This window comes from Mesorhizobium sp. B2-1-1, assembly GCF_006442975.2.
In the GTDB taxonomy this organism is placed as follows: Bacteria; Pseudomonadota; Alphaproteobacteria; order Rhizobiales; family Rhizobiaceae; genus Mesorhizobium.
The window spans coordinates 4263902-4279212 of the sequence record NZ_CP083954.1; the positions used below are offsets into that span (position 1 = coordinate 4263902).

General features: G+C 64.4%; 14 protein-coding genes and 1 pseudogene. 4 read left to right on the plus strand and 11 right to left on the minus strand.

The window, feature by feature from the left end; all coding sequences use genetic code 11:
* Positions 1 to 45 precede the first annotated feature (45 nt).
* Positions 46 to 555, plus strand: a complete 510-nt coding sequence (locus tag FJ972_RS21040) for a SixA phosphatase family protein (protein ID WP_140520620.1) — start codon at positions 46 to 48, stop codon at positions 553 to 555.
* Between the two features lie 47 nt (positions 556 to 602).
* On the opposite strand, the gene FJ972_RS21045 is transcribed toward FJ972_RS21040, so the two are convergent.
* The 6 genes from FJ972_RS21045 to FJ972_RS21070 form a co-directional block, all read right to left on the minus strand.
* On the minus strand, positions 603 to 842 hold the full coding sequence (locus FJ972_RS21045) for a DUF680 domain-containing protein (protein WP_140494357.1): 240 nt from the start codon (positions 840 to 842) through the stop codon (positions 603 to 605).
* A gap of 190 nt (positions 843 to 1032) precedes the next feature.
* Positions 1033 to 1260: a DUF680 domain-containing protein gene (locus FJ972_RS21050; RefSeq protein ID WP_140494359.1), complete on the minus strand. Its 228-nt coding sequence runs from the start codon at positions 1258 to 1260 to the stop codon at positions 1033 to 1035.
* Positions 1261 to 1304: 44 nt separating this feature from the next.
* On the minus strand, positions 1305 to 1508 hold the full coding sequence (locus FJ972_RS21055; protein ID WP_140494361.1) for a DUF680 domain-containing protein: 204 nt from the start codon (positions 1506 to 1508) through the stop codon (positions 1305 to 1307).
* 505 nt (positions 1509 to 2013) lie between these two features.
* Positions 2014 to 2787, minus strand: a complete 774-nt coding sequence (dapB, locus tag FJ972_RS21060) for a 4-hydroxy-tetrahydrodipicolinate reductase (protein WP_140520621.1) — start codon at positions 2785 to 2787, stop codon at positions 2014 to 2016.
* A gap of 8 nt (positions 2788 to 2795) precedes the next feature.
* Entirely contained in the window at positions 2796 to 4889 is a 2094-nt protein-coding gene (locus FJ972_RS21065) for an ATP-dependent helicase (RefSeq protein WP_140520622.1), read from the minus strand.
* Positions 4890 to 4958: 69 nt separating this feature from the next.
* Positions 4959 to 5132 carry a hypothetical protein gene (locus tag FJ972_RS21070; protein ID WP_181169231.1) on the minus strand — a complete coding sequence of 58 codons (174 nt, stop codon included), beginning with the start codon at positions 5130 to 5132 and terminating at the stop codon, positions 4959 to 4961.
* Positions 5133 to 5242: 110 nt separating this feature from the next.
* Here FJ972_RS21070 and FJ972_RS21075 point away from each other — a divergent pair, with 110 nt between their 5' ends.
* A complete protein-coding gene (locus FJ972_RS21075; protein WP_181165131.1) occupies positions 5243 to 5383 on the plus strand; it encodes a hypothetical protein in 141 nt (46 codons plus the stop codon).
* A gap of 213 nt (positions 5384 to 5596) precedes the next feature.
* On the opposite strand, the pseudogene FJ972_RS21080 reads toward FJ972_RS21075, so the two are convergent.
* From FJ972_RS21080 to FJ972_RS21090, 3 genes and pseudogenes are all read right to left on the minus strand, one after another.
* Positions 5597 to 6753, minus strand: a pseudogene (locus FJ972_RS21080) (M20 aminoacylase family protein).
* A gap of 18 nt (positions 6754 to 6771) precedes the next feature.
* Positions 6772 to 7998, minus strand: coding sequence for a Zn-dependent hydrolase (locus FJ972_RS21085; RefSeq protein WP_140515474.1), 1227 nt, complete (start codon positions 7996 to 7998; stop codon positions 6772 to 6774).
* Positions 7995 to 9203 carry a diaminopropionate ammonia-lyase gene (locus FJ972_RS21090; RefSeq protein ID WP_140520623.1) on the minus strand — a complete coding sequence of 403 codons (1209 nt, stop codon included), beginning with the start codon at positions 9201 to 9203 and terminating at the stop codon, positions 7995 to 7997. Before FJ972_RS21090 ends, FJ972_RS21085 begins: the two co-directional genes overlap by 4 nt.
* Before the next feature lie 96 nt (positions 9204 to 9299).
* On the opposite strand from FJ972_RS21090, the gene FJ972_RS21095 reads away from it, so the two are divergent.
* Together FJ972_RS21095 and FJ972_RS21100 are read left to right on the plus strand one after the other, a co-directional pair.
* Positions 9300 to 9785, plus strand: coding sequence for an Lrp/AsnC family transcriptional regulator (locus FJ972_RS21095; RefSeq protein WP_181165174.1), 486 nt, complete (start codon positions 9300 to 9302; stop codon positions 9783 to 9785).
* 69 nt (positions 9786 to 9854) lie between these two features.
* Positions 9855 to 10997 carry a flavin-containing monooxygenase gene (locus FJ972_RS21100; RefSeq protein ID WP_140520624.1) on the plus strand — a complete coding sequence of 381 codons (1143 nt, stop codon included), beginning with the start codon at positions 9855 to 9857 and terminating at the stop codon, positions 10995 to 10997.
* Between the two features lie 11 nt (positions 10998 to 11008).
* On the opposite strand, the gene FJ972_RS21105 is transcribed toward FJ972_RS21100, so the two are convergent.
* Positions 11009 to 13117 (minus strand): molybdopterin-dependent oxidoreductase, encoded by a 2109-nt coding sequence (locus FJ972_RS21105; protein WP_140520625.1) that lies wholly within the window; start codon positions 13115 to 13117, stop codon positions 11009 to 11011.
* 213 nt (positions 13118 to 13330) lie between these two features.
* Entirely contained in the window at positions 13331 to 15208 is a 1878-nt protein-coding gene (locus FJ972_RS21110) for an ABC-F family ATP-binding cassette domain-containing protein (protein WP_140520626.1), read from the minus strand.
* Positions 15209 to 15311: the final 103 nt, after the last annotated feature.

The following is a 15311-nucleotide window of genomic DNA, read 5'->3' on the forward strand; positions in this document are numbered from 1 at the left end:
AGCTGTCATGCCTCCATCTGCATCCGCCATTCGACCGGGAGTATCGTGAAACAGTTGTTTGTGCTGCGCCACGCCAAGTCGAGTTGGGACGATCCCAACCTCCCCGATTTCGACCGGCCGCTCGCCGAACGCGGATTGAAGGCGGCCCAATTGATAGGGCGCGAACTCGCGGCGCGCGGGTGGCTGCCGGACCAGGCGCTGGTATCGCCGGCGCTGCGCACCCGCGAGACCTGGCGGCTGGTGGACGCGGAGTTGCCAGCGCATCCACGAGTCGCGTTCTCCGAGGCGCTTTATGAAGCCTCAGCGACGGATATTCTGAGCCAGATTCGTCAAGCCGATCCGTCGAACGACAGCTTGCTGGTGGTCGGCCACAATCCCGGTCTGCAATATCTGGCGAAACAGCTTGCCGGGCCAGGGTCAGAGGCCAAGGCGCGCAGGAGGCTCGAAGGAAAATTTCCAACGGCAGCCTTTGCGCGCCTCGTTTTCCAGGGCGACTGGTCCAACCTGTCGTCCGCGCGGCTGACGCATTGCCTGCGTCCGAAGGATCTGCGCTAGAAATCCGGGGTTAAGCTGGCAGCCAAGGCCGCTGCGTGTCCGGGACGTTAATTGCCCCAGATGCCTTGGCCGGGTTCGGGCCAGTCGGTAGTGGGCTTCGTCTTGGCATCGCCTGTCTCGTGGCCGGCCATGCCCGTATCCTTGAGCGCGCCGGTGACAAGGTGGTCCACGCCCGCCATCGGGGCGACGGGCTGGTTGGCATTGTCGGAGCCATAATGGTCGCTGCCGGCAAAGGCGCTGCCGGTCGCAACGAGGATGGCGGCGGTGGCGAGGGCGATCTTGTTCATTTCAATCTCCTGGATTCATCCGTTAGGCGGCGTCTTGGGAGGACGGTTCCGCTAAGGACAAGACCCCAGGCACTCCTGTTTTATTCCTGGGCTCGGATTGTTTTCTGCCGAGCTTGGAGGATTGGTCATGCGCAAAAAACAAGAGCGGCGGGCCGGGCCCACCGCTCTTTGTGGTCGAAGACTTACAGAATCAACGGCCCCAGATGCCCTGGCCAGACTGAGCCGGCACGTTGGCATTCGCGTCGCCCTGCGCCTTTATGGACTTGGTGATCGAGCCGGTATGCGTGGTGTCGATGTTGGAGGTCGACTGGTTGGCAACCGGCTGGTTGACATTGTTGGAACCATAATTGTCGCTGCCGGCAAAGGCGCTGCCCGTGGCAATGAGAATGGCGGCGGCGGTAAGAGCGATCTTGGTCATTTCTTTACTCCTGAGTTCAAGTTGGTTGATGTCGGCAGTCGCGATCAACGGCCGAAAAGGTTGCGGTCTGCGCCCTGCGAAGCCGGGGCCTGGACGGTTCCATTCGTCTTCGAGATCGAAGCGGTGACGGAATGGTCGACAGCGGCGGCGGGCTGATTGGCGTTGGCCGAACCATAATTGTCGCTGCCGGCGAAAGCGGTGCCCGTGGCAACGAGGATGGCGGCGGCGGTAAGAGCGATCTTGGTCATTTTGGTTACTCCAGTATGTTTGTTCTGTCCGTCTAGTGGCGTGCCCTTGGGAGGATTTCGCGTCGCTCGGACCACCCCGAGATGGGTCTGCGGTGTTGTCGTTTCCAGTCACGAAAATGTGCCAAAAAAGCTGTGGGACGGCCCTTGAAATTGAAACGACATCGCTGGCTGCCACAATTTTATCTTGTTGAACCAACGGTTTATTGAGAAAACTCCATTGAGCCCACCCGTTTGCGCAGAGCGTACGTTCACCGTTTGATGTACGGTCCGTCAACATAAATCGAACCGAACGGTTCGGTCTTATCTACGTAAGGCCCGCGCAAGTGGCCGCATCCGGGCGTTTGCTTTGCGGCTGGGTCGACATTGTCGCTTGCAAACGGGCTGAAGGACGCGCCAAGAGGCGCGCCGCATTCTCCACGCGGAGGCTTCGCCTCCGGTCGCGGCTGGCGCAAGCTTTCAATCATTTTGGCGACTGGAGAAATGGAAAGCGGCGGGTTCTGGCCCGTCAGGAAGCGCCAAAGCCAAGGACGTCGCGCATATCGTATTGACCGGGCGGTCGCCCGGTCACCCAGAGGGCTGCGGCGATGGCGCCACGGGCGAACATGACGCGGTCCTCGGCCGCATGCGACAGGGTGACGATCTCGCCCCCGGTGCAGAAGCTGACGCTGTGCTCGCCGACGATGCTGCCGCCGCGCAGCACCGCGAAGCCGATCTCGCCGGCAGGCCGCGCACCGGTGACACCGTCGCGAACACGCCTCGCCATCGCATCAAGCTCGACGCCGCGTCCGTCGGCAATGGCTTGGCCGAGCATCAGGGCGGTGCCAGATGGCGCGTCGATCTTGTTGCGGTGATGCGCCTCTAAAATCTCTGCATCCCAGTCCGCGGGACCGAGCGCTCTCGCCGCCTGCTCGACCAATCCGACCAGCATGTTGAGCCCAAGCGAAAAGCTCCCGGAGCGTACGATGACAACGGTTTTCGCGGCATCGGCGATGGCTGCCAATTCAGCGTCATCGAAACCGGTCGAGCCAATGACCATGGCAGGCCCGCGACGGCCGGCGCAGGCTCTCGCCAGATCGGCCGATGCCGCCGGCGTGGTGAAATCGACGACCACATCGGCCAGGCCGAGCGCCTCGTCGCGACTGACCAGGCCATCGCCGACGACGCCCGGTCGATGAAAGCGGGCAGTAAGCGCCAGCCGCGAGTCGGCCTGCACGGCGTCCGCCATCTGGCGCCCCATGCGGCCGAGCGCACCGGCAATTGCGATCCTGACTGGCGCCATCGCCGCGACTATTTCCACATGCCGCGCATGCGCGCGCCGATGTCGACGCGTATCTCGGGCCGGGGCGCCCTGCCCTGTGCCGCTTGCGCTGCCGGCCACGCCGTCTGTTCGAATGCCGCAAGGAGGGAAGCCGGGATGAAGCGCGTGCGCGAGGCATAGACATGGCGGTCGCCGCGCGCCGCCTGGCCATGCGGAAAGAAGCGCTGCGGCATGATCAGGTTGAGGCTGTCCTTGGCCCTTGTCATCGCCACGTAAAGCAGCCGGCGCTCCTCTTCGATATCTTCCCTGGTGCCGACGCCGAGATCGGCCGGAATGCAGCCATCGACAGTGTTGAGCACAAACACGTTCTTCCACTCCTGGCCCTTGGCCGAGTGGATGGTCGACAGGATCAAATAATCCTCGTCGCGATGCGGCGGCCCGGCCTGGTCGCTGGTTGCATCGGGCGGATCGAGCGTCAGTTCGGTGAGGAAGCGCTCGCGTGAAGCATAGTTCTGGCCGATCTGCTCGAGCTGCAAAAGGTCGGCCCTGCGCGTGGTTGCGTCCTCGTGAATGCGCTCGAGATGCGGCTCGTACCAGAGCCTGACCTGTTCGAGATCGGCCGGCCATTTGGCGCCGGCACGCAGGCCGGAGTAAAGCGAGACGAAACCCGGCCAGTCATCCGCCGCGCGTTGGGGCGGCCGCCAGCCGGCAAGGCCCATCGCCTCGTCCAGCGCCGATGTCATTGTCTCCACGACCTGCGCCGCGGCCGAGGGGCCGATGCCCGGCAAAAGCTGCAGCACGCGAAATCCGGCGACGCGGTCGCGCGGGTTTTCGGCAAAGCGCAGCACCGCCAGCACATCCTTGACGTGAGCGGCATCGAGGAATTTCAGCCCACCGAACTTGACGAAGGGAATGTTGCGCCGCGTCAGCTCGATTTCCAGAGGCCCGCTGTGGTGCGAGGCGCGAAACAGCACCGCCTGCGATTTCAGTGCCGTGCCGGCCTCGCGCTCGGCCAGGATGGCCTCGCAGACGAAATTGGCCTGTTCGACCTCGTCGCGTACAGTCACCAGCCTCGGCTTGGCGGCGGATTTGCGTTCCGACCACAGGTTTTTGGTGAAGCGTTCCGAGGCCTCGCCGATCACCGCATTGGCGGCGGCCAAAATGGTTTCGGTCGAGCGGTAGTTGCGCTCCAGCATCACCACATCGGCGGCCTGCGCGAACTGCTTGGGAAAGTCCAGGATGTTGCGCACCTCGGCGGCGCGGAACGAATAGATCGATTGCGCATCGTCGCCGACCACCGTCAGCCCGGCGCCATCGGGTTTGAGCGCCATGAGGATCGAGGCCTGCAGCCGGTTGGTATCCTGGTATTCGTCGACCAGCACATGGTCGAAGCGCCCGCCCAGATGCATCGCTATCTCCGGTTCGGCCGTCATCTGCGCCCAGTAGAGCAGCAGGTCATCGTAATCGAGCACGTTCTGCGCCTGCTTGGCCTCGACATAGCCGGCGAACAGCTGCTTCAGCTGTTCAGCCCAGCCGGCGCACCACGGAAAGGCGGAGCCCAGCACCTCGCCGAGCGGCGCCTGCGCGTTGACGGCGCGCGAATAAATGGCAAGGCAGGTGCCCTTGGTGGGAAAGCGCGCTTCCGTCTTCGAGAAGCCGAGCTCGTGGCGCACCAGGTTCATCAGGTCGGCCGAATCCTCGCGATCGTGGATGGTGAAAGCCGGATCGAGGCCGATCTCCTGCGCGTAATCGCGCAGCAGCCGTGCACCGATGCCATGGAAGGTGCCGGCCCAGGTCAGCGCGTCAGTGACGATCGAGGCGTCACGGCCGAGCACCTCGCCGGCGATGCGCTCGACGCGCCTGGCCATTTCGGAGGCGGCGCGACGTGAAAACGTCATCAGCAGGATGCGGCGCGGATCAGCCCCCTTGACGATGAGATGGGCGACGCGATGCGCCAGCGTGTTGGTCTTGCCCGAGCCGGCGCCGGCAATGACCAGCAGCGGTCCGGCGATCCTGCCGTCGCCATGCTCGACGGCCTGGCGCTGGGCATCATTCAGCCTTGCGAGGTAAGCGGGCTGGTCGGTCGGTTCCCGAAATGTCGAATCATGAGCGGCAAGGTTCATCGCCCATCAAGCATCGTTTCCGCTTTGTTCGCAACAAGGAAGCAGCGCGGCGAGCTCAGGGTCGACAGGTCAGCGTTCCGGATCGACACCCATGGCCGCAGACTGCCTGCGCAATGCCTCCCGATCATTCTTCGGGACTGGCAGCAACAGGGGATCGACGGTGTCGGGTACGTCCTCGATCAGCTTGCGCGCGAGGCGGTAAGTGACGAAGGCGATGGTGCAGGCCAAGAGCAGACGGATCATCCAGCAGTCCTCCTTTGCCTGATCCAACCGGAGACATGAGCTTTTGTTCCTCGGCTTGATCGTCGCAACCAAACGGAAGTCGTCTCGTTGTCAGACGAGAGGAGGTAGCGATGAAGAAGCTCTCCCTAGGCCTTCTGCTGATCGTTCTGGCCGTGTCGGCCTGCGACAACAACGTCCCGCCAACTAAGGCTCCGGCAGCGGAAAACCCGCACGCCGACGGCAATCCTGTAGCCGATAAGACCGGCAAATGAGTTGACATGCGTGCAGCAACGCCGCGGACCACGGCGGGACAGCACAAAGCACAGCCTGGAAAGGACGGCCGGCGCCGCTTGGGAGGTGCCTGATAGCGCCGGCCAGGCGGATATCAGGTCCGCCGCAATGTGGATGTTAGCTGAGTCTTGCCGTAGCGTCATGGAGATTCCACCCCTTTGGCTTCCCGCCAAATTCCGGAACGACCGCGCCGTTCATGCTCCCAATCGCCGTCTGACGACCGCGGCATGGAAATTCGTGCCGAACAGCAGGCCGTCATCGTTGAAGTCGTAGCTCGGATTGTGCAGCGGCGCCGTGTCGCCATTGCCGAGGAAGACGAAGCAACCGGGCACGTGAGCGAGGAAACGGGCAAAATCCTCAGAGCCGGTCATCGGCTCGCGGGCGACGGCGACGCCTTCGGGCGCGAACACATTTCCGGCGGCTGCAAAGGCCTCGTCGACCAATTCGGCGTCGTTGTGCAGCGGCACGAATTCCCTGCTGTAGGCGACCTCGGCGGTGACGTTGTAGGCGGCGGCGGTGCCGGCGGCGATGGTGCGCATCTGCTTCTCGATCTCGGCGCTGACCTCGGGGCGAAAGCTGCGGGCGTCTCCAGGATACGGGCAAGGCCGGGCAGCGCGTTGCGGGTGCCGTCGGTGATCAGCTCGGTTACCGAGACCACCGATATGTCGGCCGGGCTCAGCCGGCGCGAGACGATGGTTTGCAGATTGGTGACCAGCGCGCAAGCGGCGACCAGTGTCTCCCGGCCGTCCTGCGGCCCGGCAGCGTGGCCGCCGAGGCCTCTCAGAACGATCTCGAAGATATCCTCGGCCGACATCATCGGGCCGGGGCGGGTTTCGAAATGGCCAATCGGCAATCCGGGCAGATTGTGCAGGCCGAAAATCTCATCGAAGGGAAAGCGGCGCATCAACCCATCGTCGAGCATGGCCAGCGCGCCCCTGCCCCACTCCTCGGCCGGCTGAAAGATGAAGCGCACCGTGCCGTTGAACCCGCCCTCCCCGGCCAGCAGCTTCGCCGCGCCGAGCAGCATGGTGGTGTGGCCGTCATGGCCGCAGGCGTGCATGATTCCGGGATTTTGCGAGCCATAGGCCACAGCCGATTGCTCGGTGATGCGCAGGGCATCCATATCGGCCCTGAGCGCGATCGCCCTGTTGCCGCTGCCGCGCTTCAGCGTGCCGACGACGCCGGTGCCGCCGACGCCCTCGGTCACATCGTCGAGGCCGAATTCGCGCAGTTTGGCAGCGACGAAGGCCGCGGTGCGCTTTTCCTCGAACCCGAATTCCGGATGGGCATGCAGATCGCGCCGCCAGCCGGTCATCTCCTGCTTCAAGGCATCGAGATCGATTTTGGCCATTTCTCCGCCCCTCTCAAACTAGGTTGCAAGTCGGGTGACGACATCGAGCAGAATGTTGGCGCCGGCGACGAGCTCGGTATCCTCGGTGTATTCGCGCGGATTATGGCTGATGCCGCCGGCGCTCGGCACGAAGATCATCGCGGCAGGTGCGATACGCGCCATCATCTGCGCATCATGGCCGGCGCCGGACGTCATGCGCTTCGAAACCAGCCCGCGACTGATGGCAGCGGCCTCGATCAGCTCCACGATGCGGCTGTCGAAGATCACCGGCTCGAAGCGCGCCAGCCGCTCGACCGAGATCGTCACGCCTTCGGCGGCGGCGAGTTCTTCGAGGTGAGCGGCGAGTGCTGCTTCCTCCGCCTGCAACCGGTGCTCGAAAGGATCGCGCAGGTCGATGGTGAAGACCGCTCGCGAGGGAATGACGTTGATGGCGTTGGGCTCGAAACGCATCGTGCCGACGGTGGCGACGGTCGGCGTGTTCGAAGCCTTGGCACGATCGTGCAGGAAGGCGACGACACGGGCGGCCGCATGGCCGGCGTCGCTGCGCATCGACATCGGCGTGGTGCCGGCATGGTTGGCGACCCCGTCGATGGTGATGCGCTGCCAGGAGATGCCTTGCAGGTTTTCCACCGCGCCGATCGGCACGCCTTCGCGCTCCAGCACCGGGCCCTGCTCGATATGCAGTTCGAGATAGGTATGCGGCTTGAGGAAGCCCGGCTGCTCGTCGCCGGCATAGCCGATGCGCGCCAGTTCCTGCCCGAGCACGCTGCCGTCCGTCCCCACGGCCGCCAGCGCCTCGTCGATCGCAACACCGCCGGCATGAACCAGCGAGCCCATCATGTCGGGGGAATAGCGCACGCCTTCCTCATTGGTGAAGGCGGCGACGGCCAACGGGCGCGACAGGACAAAGCCTGACGCCTTCAGTGTCTCGATTGCCTCCAGCCCGGCCAGCACGCCGTAGCAGCCGTCATAAATGCCGGCATCTATGACCGTATCGATATGCGAGCCTATCAGGATCGGCGCCTGCCCGGCATTCCCAGGCGTCCGCCAGATGCCGAAGATATTGCCCATGCGGTCGATGGCGACTTCGAGCCCCGCCTCGCGCAACCAGCCGACGAAGCGGTCGCGGCCCTGCCGGTCGGCGTCCGAGGCGGCAAGCCGCACCAGCCGGCCCTCGCCGTCGCGGCCGATGGCGCCGAGGTCCCGAATACGGCCAAGCAGCCGCCGCGCGTCGACCGAGATCATGGCGTTGCTCCAGAAAGTACCTTGCCCGCAAGCACGTCCGCGGCGGCCACGCCGACGAGTTCGGCATAACGCCTGGGATCGGTTGCGCCTTCGGTGTTGACGACCAGCACCCGCGAGAGCCGGTCGAGGCCGAGTTCGGCCTTGTTGTCGGCCAGCGCCCGGATCAGTCCGGCCAGGCCGACCCCGCCGCTTTCGCCGGCAACGATGGCCGGATCGCCGCCGGCCGGCCGCGCAAGCCTCCGCATCACAGCGACCGCATCCTCCTCGTCGACGGTCATGAAGGCATCGGCGGCACGCGCCAGCACGCGCCAGGCGACAGGCGACGCCTCGTAGCATTCGAGCATCGCCATGACAGTCGCTTCGCCATGCGCGATCTTGACAGGATGGCCAGCCCTGGCGGCGCCCAAGATACAAGCGGCACGTGCGGGCTCGACCACGGTGAAGACCGGCCTGGCATCACCGAGCACGATGGCGAGATGGCCAGCCAGGGCAGCGGCAATGCCGCCGACCCCGGCCTGGACGAAGACGTGGGTGGGCGGTTCGCCGAGCTGGCGCAGCGCCTCGCGCATGATCGCGGTGTAGCCTTGCATGACGAGGCCTGGAATGCGCTCATAGCCCGGCCACGACGTATCGGACACGACGGTCCAGCCCTTGTCCGCCGCGACGCGTGCGGCTTGCCTGACCGAATCATCGTAGTTGCCGTCGACGCGGATCATCTCGGCGCCGTAGCGGGCGATAGCCGTGATGCGCTCGTCGCTGACGCCGGCATGGACGAAGATCGTCGCCCTGGCCCCGACAAGCCGCGCGCCCTGTGCCACCGAGCGGCCGTGATTGCCGTCGGTCGCGCAAGCCATCGTCATGGTGGCGGCGACCGCCCTGACATCGGGCTGATCGAGATCGGCGATGCCGAGCGGCCTGCCAAGCCGGCGGCCGGCTTCCTCCAGCACCAGATGAACGACGGCATAAGCGCCCCCAAGCGCCTTGAAGCTACCGAGGCCGAGGCGAAAACCCTCATCCTTGAGGTGGATGGCGCCAATGCCCAGTTCGGAGGCCAGCGCCGGCAGCGCATGCAGCGGCGTCTCCTGATGATTGGCGCGATGGGACAGGAAACGCTCGGCCGCGTGGGCCCCCGCAACCCCAAGCGTTTCGGCGTCGACCGGATCGAGTGGGCTGCCGTGCAAGGCATTGCGGTTGAGCAGGAACATCAAGACCTCCTTGGCTGACAACGAGACTATATTGCAAGGCAGGCGCAAAAAGCGCTGTATTCAAGGCCCCGAAATGCAAGTTTGTTTCCTCAGGACATGCCATTGCCCGCGTTGCCAGCCTCGCTCGACAGTTTCGACCTCGCCATTCTCGCCGTGCTGCAGAAGGACAACACGACGCCGCAACGACTGATCGGCGAGGCCGTGAACCTGTCGGCGCCGGCGGTGCAGCGCCGTATCAAGCGCATGCAACAGACCGGCGTCATCGCGGCCAATGTCGCGGTCATCGAACCGGCGGCGGTCGGCCAGCCCATCACCATCTTCGTCGAGGTCGAACTCGAAAGCGAACGCACCGAACTGATCGACGCGGCCAAGCGGCAATTCCTGGCGGCGCCGGAAGTCCAGCAGTGCTACTATGTGACAGGCGAGGCCGACTTCATCCTGGCCATCACGGTGGCCGACATGAGCGCCTATGAGGCGCTGACGCGGCGCCTGTTCTTCAACAGCAACAATGTCCGCAAATTCCGCACCTTCGTGGCCATGGACCGCGTCAAGGTCGGCCTGACGGTGCCGCTGCCGGGATGAGCGATCAGGTTGCATGTCTGGCATGCTTTCGCCATTCTCCGCATCGCGAATTAGCGGCGGGAGGCGCGCTTGCACGACACCACCCCGGTTGCGATTATCGGTGCCGGGCCGGCGGGCCTGGCCGTTGCCGCGTGCCTGCGGCAGGCCGGGGTCGACTTCATCTTGCTTGAAAAAGAGCAGCAGCCCGCTCCCGCCTGGCGGCGCCACTACGAGCGCGTCCACCTGCACACGACCAAGCGCTATTCATCCCTGCCCTTCGTGCCCTTCCCCAGGCATTATCCGCGCTATGTGCCACGTGATCTGTTCGTCAAATACCTCGATACCTATGCGCAACGCTTCGATCTGCGGCCCCGCTTTGGAGAAGCGGTGCGTGCGATCCGCCGGCAGGGCAGAAGCTGGGGCGTCGAAGCGACATCAGGCACCGTGCGCGCTTCCCATGTGGTGATTGCCTCGGGATACAATGCCGAGCCGCTGATGCCGGCATTCGCCGGCGCCGGCAGTTTCAAGGGCAAAAGTCTGCACAGCGCGGATTACCGCAACAGCACGCCGTTTGCCGGCCAGTCGGTGCTGGTCATCGGCATGGGCAACACCGGCGCCGAGATCGCGCTCGACCTGGCGGAAGGCGGCGCGCATCCGACGATCTCCGTGCGCGGCGGCGTCCATATCGTGCCGCGCGAACTGCTCGGGGTGCCCATCCAGGTCGTCAGCATGGCGACGCGCCTGGGGCCGCGACGCGTCAATGACGCCGTCTTCCCTATCATCCTCGATCTGGTGTTGGGCAGGCTGGAGAAATATGGGCTCAAACGGCCCAAGCAGGGATTGCTGGAGCAGATATCCCTGGCGTCGCGCATCCCGGTGATCGATGTCGGCACCATCGGCAAGATCCGCGAAGGCGCGATCAAGGTCGCGCCCGACATTGCCGAGATATCAGAAGGCGGCGCCCGTTTCGTCGATGGTCGGCACAGCGACTTCGACGCGATCATCTTCGCCACCGGCTACCGCCCAGCCTATGCCAAATTCCTCCAGCCCGGCGTCGAGCCTGGCGCCAGCGGCGTCAATGCGCGCGCTTCGGAACTCGGTCTTTATCTCGTCGGCTTCCACAATTCGGTCACCGGCCTGCTGCGCGAAATCGGAATCGAAGCCCAGGCGATCGCCGACGACATTCGTCTCCGGCAGAACAGAAAAAGGACGGCCGAAACCCTGCCGGTATGAGCTGAGGCCGCTCAGCTTGCCTTGCGCAGCCACACCTTGTTGTCGTGGAATGCCGCGCCGCCATAGGGTGCGGGCGCATCGGCGCCAGTCAGCACGTTGATGCCCTCGCCGCGCTCATGCGCGCTGTTCGGCCAGATGCCTTCGGCGATCACCACGCCGCGCTTGATGCCGTCGAACAGCCTCGCATGCAGCACCACCTCGCCGCGCGCATTGCCGAGTTCGACACGATCGCCCTCTGCCAAACCGTGTGCGGCGGCATCGTCGGGATGCAAGAGCAATTCCGGCCGGCCCTCCTTGGCCTTCGACACCGGCGTTTCGGAAAAGGTCGAGTTGAGGAAGTTGCGCGCCGGCGACGTAGCCAGCCGGAACGGATGCGCCTCGTCGGCAACCTCGATCAGGTCGACATGATCGGGAAATTGCGGCAACTGCTCCACCGGGCCGAACAGGCCCATGCTTTTCGGCGGCCGGTTGGGGGCGGCTTGTCCGGTCCAATCGGCGCGGAAGCGGAATTTGCCGTCCGCATGGCCGAAGCCCTTGGTGAAATGCGCGGTTTCGAAATCCGGCTGCAAGTCGACCCATTTCTGCTCCTTCAGGCTGGCAAAGCTGCCCAGCCCGCGCTTGCCCAGAATGATATCGATATGCTGCTGTTCGGTGAGGCCGAAGCCCGGCCTGTCGGCGACTCCGAGGCGCTCAGCCAATTGCTCGATGACGAAATGGTTGGTGCGCGGCCCTTCCGGCGGCTCGATCAGCTTCGGGCCGAGCGTGATGTGCTGGTTTCCGCCGCCCTTGTAGATGTCGTCATGCTCGACGAACATCGTTGCCGGCAGCACGACGTCGGCGAGCTTGGCCGTGTCGGTCATGAACTGCTCGTGCACGCAGGTGAACAGATCCTCACGCAAGAAACCCTGCTTCACCAGTCGCTGCTCGGGCGCGACATTGGCCGGGTTGGTGTTCTGGATGAGCAGCGCCGTCACCGGCGGCCCGCCATAGAGCGCATCCGGCGCTCCCGTCAGCACCGGGCCGATGCGCGAATGATCGAGATAGCGGATCGAGGGATTGCGCATGCGCGTGCCCTCCAGCACCTCTTGGTTGAGCTTGAAGATGCCGGAATTGGAGTGGAAGGCGCCGCCACCCTCATATTGCCAGGCGCCGGTGACGGCGGCGATGCAGGAGGCGGCATGCATGTTGACCGCGCCGTTGCGCTGGCGGGCAAAGCCGTAGCCGAGGCGGAAATAGGTTTTCCTGGTCATGCCGACGAGACGGGCAAAGTTCTCGATCTCGGCCACAGTCAGTCCAGTGATCGCGGCCGCCCATTCGGGTGAGCGCGTGCGCAGATGCGCTTCCAGACCTTTCGGGTCATCGGTGTATTTCTCGAGATAGGCGCGGTCGGCCAAGCCTTCCCTGAACAGCACATGCATGACCGCGCAAGCCAGCGCGCCATCGGTGCCAGGCTTCAGGACAAGGCCCATATCGGCCTGCTTCATCGTGGCGTTCTCATAGACGTCGATGACCACGATCCTGGCACCGCGCTCCTTGCGTGCCTTGATGGCGTGGGTCATGACGTTGACCTGGGTCACCACGGCATTGGTGCCCCAGATCACCACGCAATCGGACTTGGCCATTTCGCGCGGGTCGGGACCGCGCAGCGCGCCCGCCCCCATCATCCAGCCGGTCCAGGCCAGGTTGGTGCAGATCGAGCCGAAGAAGCCCGAATATCTCTTCGCATGCCGCAGCCGCTCGATGCCGTCGCGCTGCACCAGCCCCATCGTGCCGGCATAAAAATAAGGCCAGACCGTCTCCGAGCCGTATTTTTCCTCGGCCGCGATGAACTTTTCGGCGACGAGGTCCAGCGCCGCCTCCCAACTTGTTTCCTGCCAGGCGCCCTCGCCCTTGGCGCCTTTGCGCACCAGCGGCTTCAGCAAGCGGTCGGGATGGTGGACGCGGTCGGCGTAACGAGCAACCTTGGCGCAGACGACGCCGGCCGTATAGTTGTTGGACTTGGCACCATGGACGCGGCCGATGCGGTTGCCGTCAAGCAACTCGACCTCGAGCGCGCAGGTCGACGGGCAATCATGCGGACAGGCCGAATGGCCGATGCGAAGGCTGGCGTGCTGGTTCATGGGGTTTGTTTAGCGGGTTTCGGGCAAGGCGTGTAGGGCCAGATGGCGCCTTCCCTTCTCCCTTGTGGGAGAAGGTGGATCGGCGCGCAGTGCCGAGACGGTTGAGGGGTGCGTGCCGGAATGAGGCGTTGGCATTCCCTGGAACACCCCTAATCCGACCTCGCTTCGCGAGGCCACCTTCTCCCACAAGGGGAGAAGGAAGCGGCGCTCTCCCTACTCCGCCGTGCCTTCCTCGTACTCGGCCGACATGGTCAGCCATTTTTCCTCGTGGCCGGCAAGCGTCTGGGCGAGTTGCGATCGCTCCTTCGCCAGCCTTGTCGCCGTCGAGGGATCCTTTTCGTAGATTGCTGGGTTGGCCAGTTCGTCCTCGATGCCGTCGATGCGCTTGCGGATGCGGTCCATCAGCGCTTCGGTGGCGCGAATTTCCTTGGCCAGCGGCTCAAAGGCGGCGCGGCGCTGGGCCGCCTCGCGGCGGCGGTCGGCCTTCGAGGCTTTTTCCGCCTCGCGCCGCTCGCGCCGGTCGCCGGACACGCCTGTGACCAGCGTCTTGTAGTCTTCGAGGTCGCCGTCATAGGGGTTGACGGCGCCATCCTTGACCAACCACAGCCGGTCCGCCGTCGCTTCCAGGAGATGGCGGTCGTGCGAGATCAGGATGACGGCGCCGGGGAACTCATTCAGCGCATGGATCAAGGATTCGCGGCTGTCGATGTCGAGATGATTGGTCGGCTCGTCAAGGATGAACAGGTTCGGCCCCTCGAAGGCCGACAGACCCATCAACAGCCGCGCCTTCTCGCCGCCGGACAGGTCTTTCGCCGCCGTGTTCATCTTTTCGGTGGTGAGCCCAAACTGGGCGACACGGCCGCGCACTTTCGATTCCGGCGCTTCGGGCATCAGCCTGCGAACATGCTCGTAGGCGTTTTCCTCAGGCCTGAGATCGTCGAGCTGGTGCTGTGCGAAGATCGCCACCTTCAGCCCGGGCGCCACGGTCATGGTGCCGGTCTCCTGCTTCAGGCGGCCGGACAGAAGCTTGGCGAAGGTCGACTTACCGTTGCCATTCGCGCCCAGCAGCGCGATGCGGTCGTCGGCATCGATGCGCAAGGTCATCTTCTTCAGAATCGGCTCACCGGGTGTATAGCCGACATTGACATTGTTCAGCGCGACGATCGGCGAGGCCACCGTCTTCACCGGCTCCGGGAAAGAGAATGGCCGCACCGTGTCGTTCACGATGGCCGTGATCGGCTTCATCTTTTCAAGCGCCTTGATGCGGGACTGAGCCTGTCTTGCCTTGGATGCCTTTGCGCGAAAACGCTCGACGAAGGATTCCATATGCCTGCGGGCGGCTTCCTGCTTAATGCGGCCCTTTTCCTGCTGTTCTTTCTGCTCGGTGTACTGGCGTTCGAACTGATCGTAGCCGCCGCGCCAGAAGGTCAGCTTCTTCTGGTCGAGATGGACGATCGAGTTGACGGCGCGGTTAAGCAGGTCGCGATCGTGCGAGATTAGCAGCACCGTGTGCGGATATTTGGAAACATAGTTCTCGAGCCACAGCGTGCCTTCGAGATCGAGATAGTTGGTGGGCTCGTCGAGCAGCAGAAGATCGGGTTCGGAAAACAGCACGGCAGCGAGCGCCACGCGCATGCGCCAACCGCCGGAAAATGAGGAGGCCGGACGGCGCTGCGCGGCGTCGTCGAAGCCGAGACCAGCGAGAATGGTGGCGGCGCGCGACTCGGCCGAATGCGCGTCGATATCGGCCAGCCGCATATGGATGTCGGCAATACGGTGCGGATCGGTCGCCGTCTTTTCCTCCTCGAGCAGCGCCGTGCGCTCGAGGTCGGCCTTGAGCACGATCTCGATCAGCGGCTCCTCGGTTCCGGGCGCTTCTTGCGCCACCTGGCCGATCCGCGTGTTCTTCGGCAGGCTGATCGAGCCCGTCTCGGAAGGGAAATCGCCTGTTATGGCCTTGAACAGCGTGGTCTTGCCGGTACCGTTGCGGCCGACAAGTCCGGCCTTGGTGCCGGCCGGCAAGGTCAGCGAGGCATGGTCGAGAAGCAAGCGCCCCGCCATGCGCAGCGAGAGGTCGTTGATGATAAGCATGGCCGCGCTTTTGCACGGGAGACCGGCGCTTCGCAAGACCTTGCGGGCCGGTTGGCCACGCAAGGCATGAAAACGGCGCGCGCAATGGCGCCGTCAACATCGC

Excerpts from the sequence above, each read along its gene's own strand:
- FJ972_RS21055 (WP_140494361.1), bottom strand. The coding sequence starts at position 1,508 with ATGACCAAGATCGCTCTTACCGCCGCCGCCATCCTCGTTGCCACGGGC.
- FJ972_RS21045 (WP_140494357.1), bottom strand. The coding sequence starts at position 842 with ATGAACAAGATCGCCCTCGCCACCGCCGCCATCCTCGTTGCGACCGGC.
- FJ972_RS21110 (WP_140520626.1), bottom strand. The coding sequence starts at position 15,208 with ATGCTTATCATCAACGACCTCTCGCTGCGCATGGCGGGGCGCTTGCTT.
- FJ972_RS21070 (WP_181169231.1), bottom strand. The coding sequence starts at position 5,132 with ATGATCCGTCTGCTCTTGGCCTGCACCATCGCCTTCGTCACTTACCGC.
- FJ972_RS21105 (WP_140520625.1), bottom strand. The coding sequence starts at position 13,117 with ATGAACCAGCACGCCAGCCTTCGCATCGGCCATTCGGCCTGTCCGCAT.
- FJ972_RS21085 (WP_140515474.1), bottom strand. The coding sequence starts at position 7,998 with ATGATCTCGGTCGACGCGCGGCGGCTGCTTGGCCGTATTCGGGACCTC.
- FJ972_RS21090 (WP_140520623.1), bottom strand. The coding sequence starts at position 9,203 with ATGTTCCTGCTCAACCGCAATGCCTTGCACGGCAGCCCACTCGATCCG.
- FJ972_RS21075 (WP_181165131.1), top strand. The coding sequence starts at position 5,243 with ATGAAGAAGCTCTCCCTAGGCCTTCTGCTGATCGTTCTGGCCGTGTCG.
- dapB (WP_140520621.1), bottom strand. The coding sequence starts at position 2,787 with ATGGCGCCAGTCAGGATCGCAATTGCCGGTGCGCTCGGCCGCATGGGG.
- FJ972_RS21050 (WP_140494359.1), bottom strand. The coding sequence starts at position 1,260 with ATGACCAAGATCGCTCTTACCGCCGCCGCCATTCTCATTGCCACGGGC.
- FJ972_RS21095 (WP_181165174.1), top strand. The coding sequence starts at position 9,300 with ATGCCATTGCCCGCGTTGCCAGCCTCGCTCGACAGTTTCGACCTCGCC.
- FJ972_RS21065 (WP_140520622.1), bottom strand. The coding sequence starts at position 4,889 with ATGAACCTTGCCGCTCATGATTCGACATTTCGGGAACCGACCGACCAG.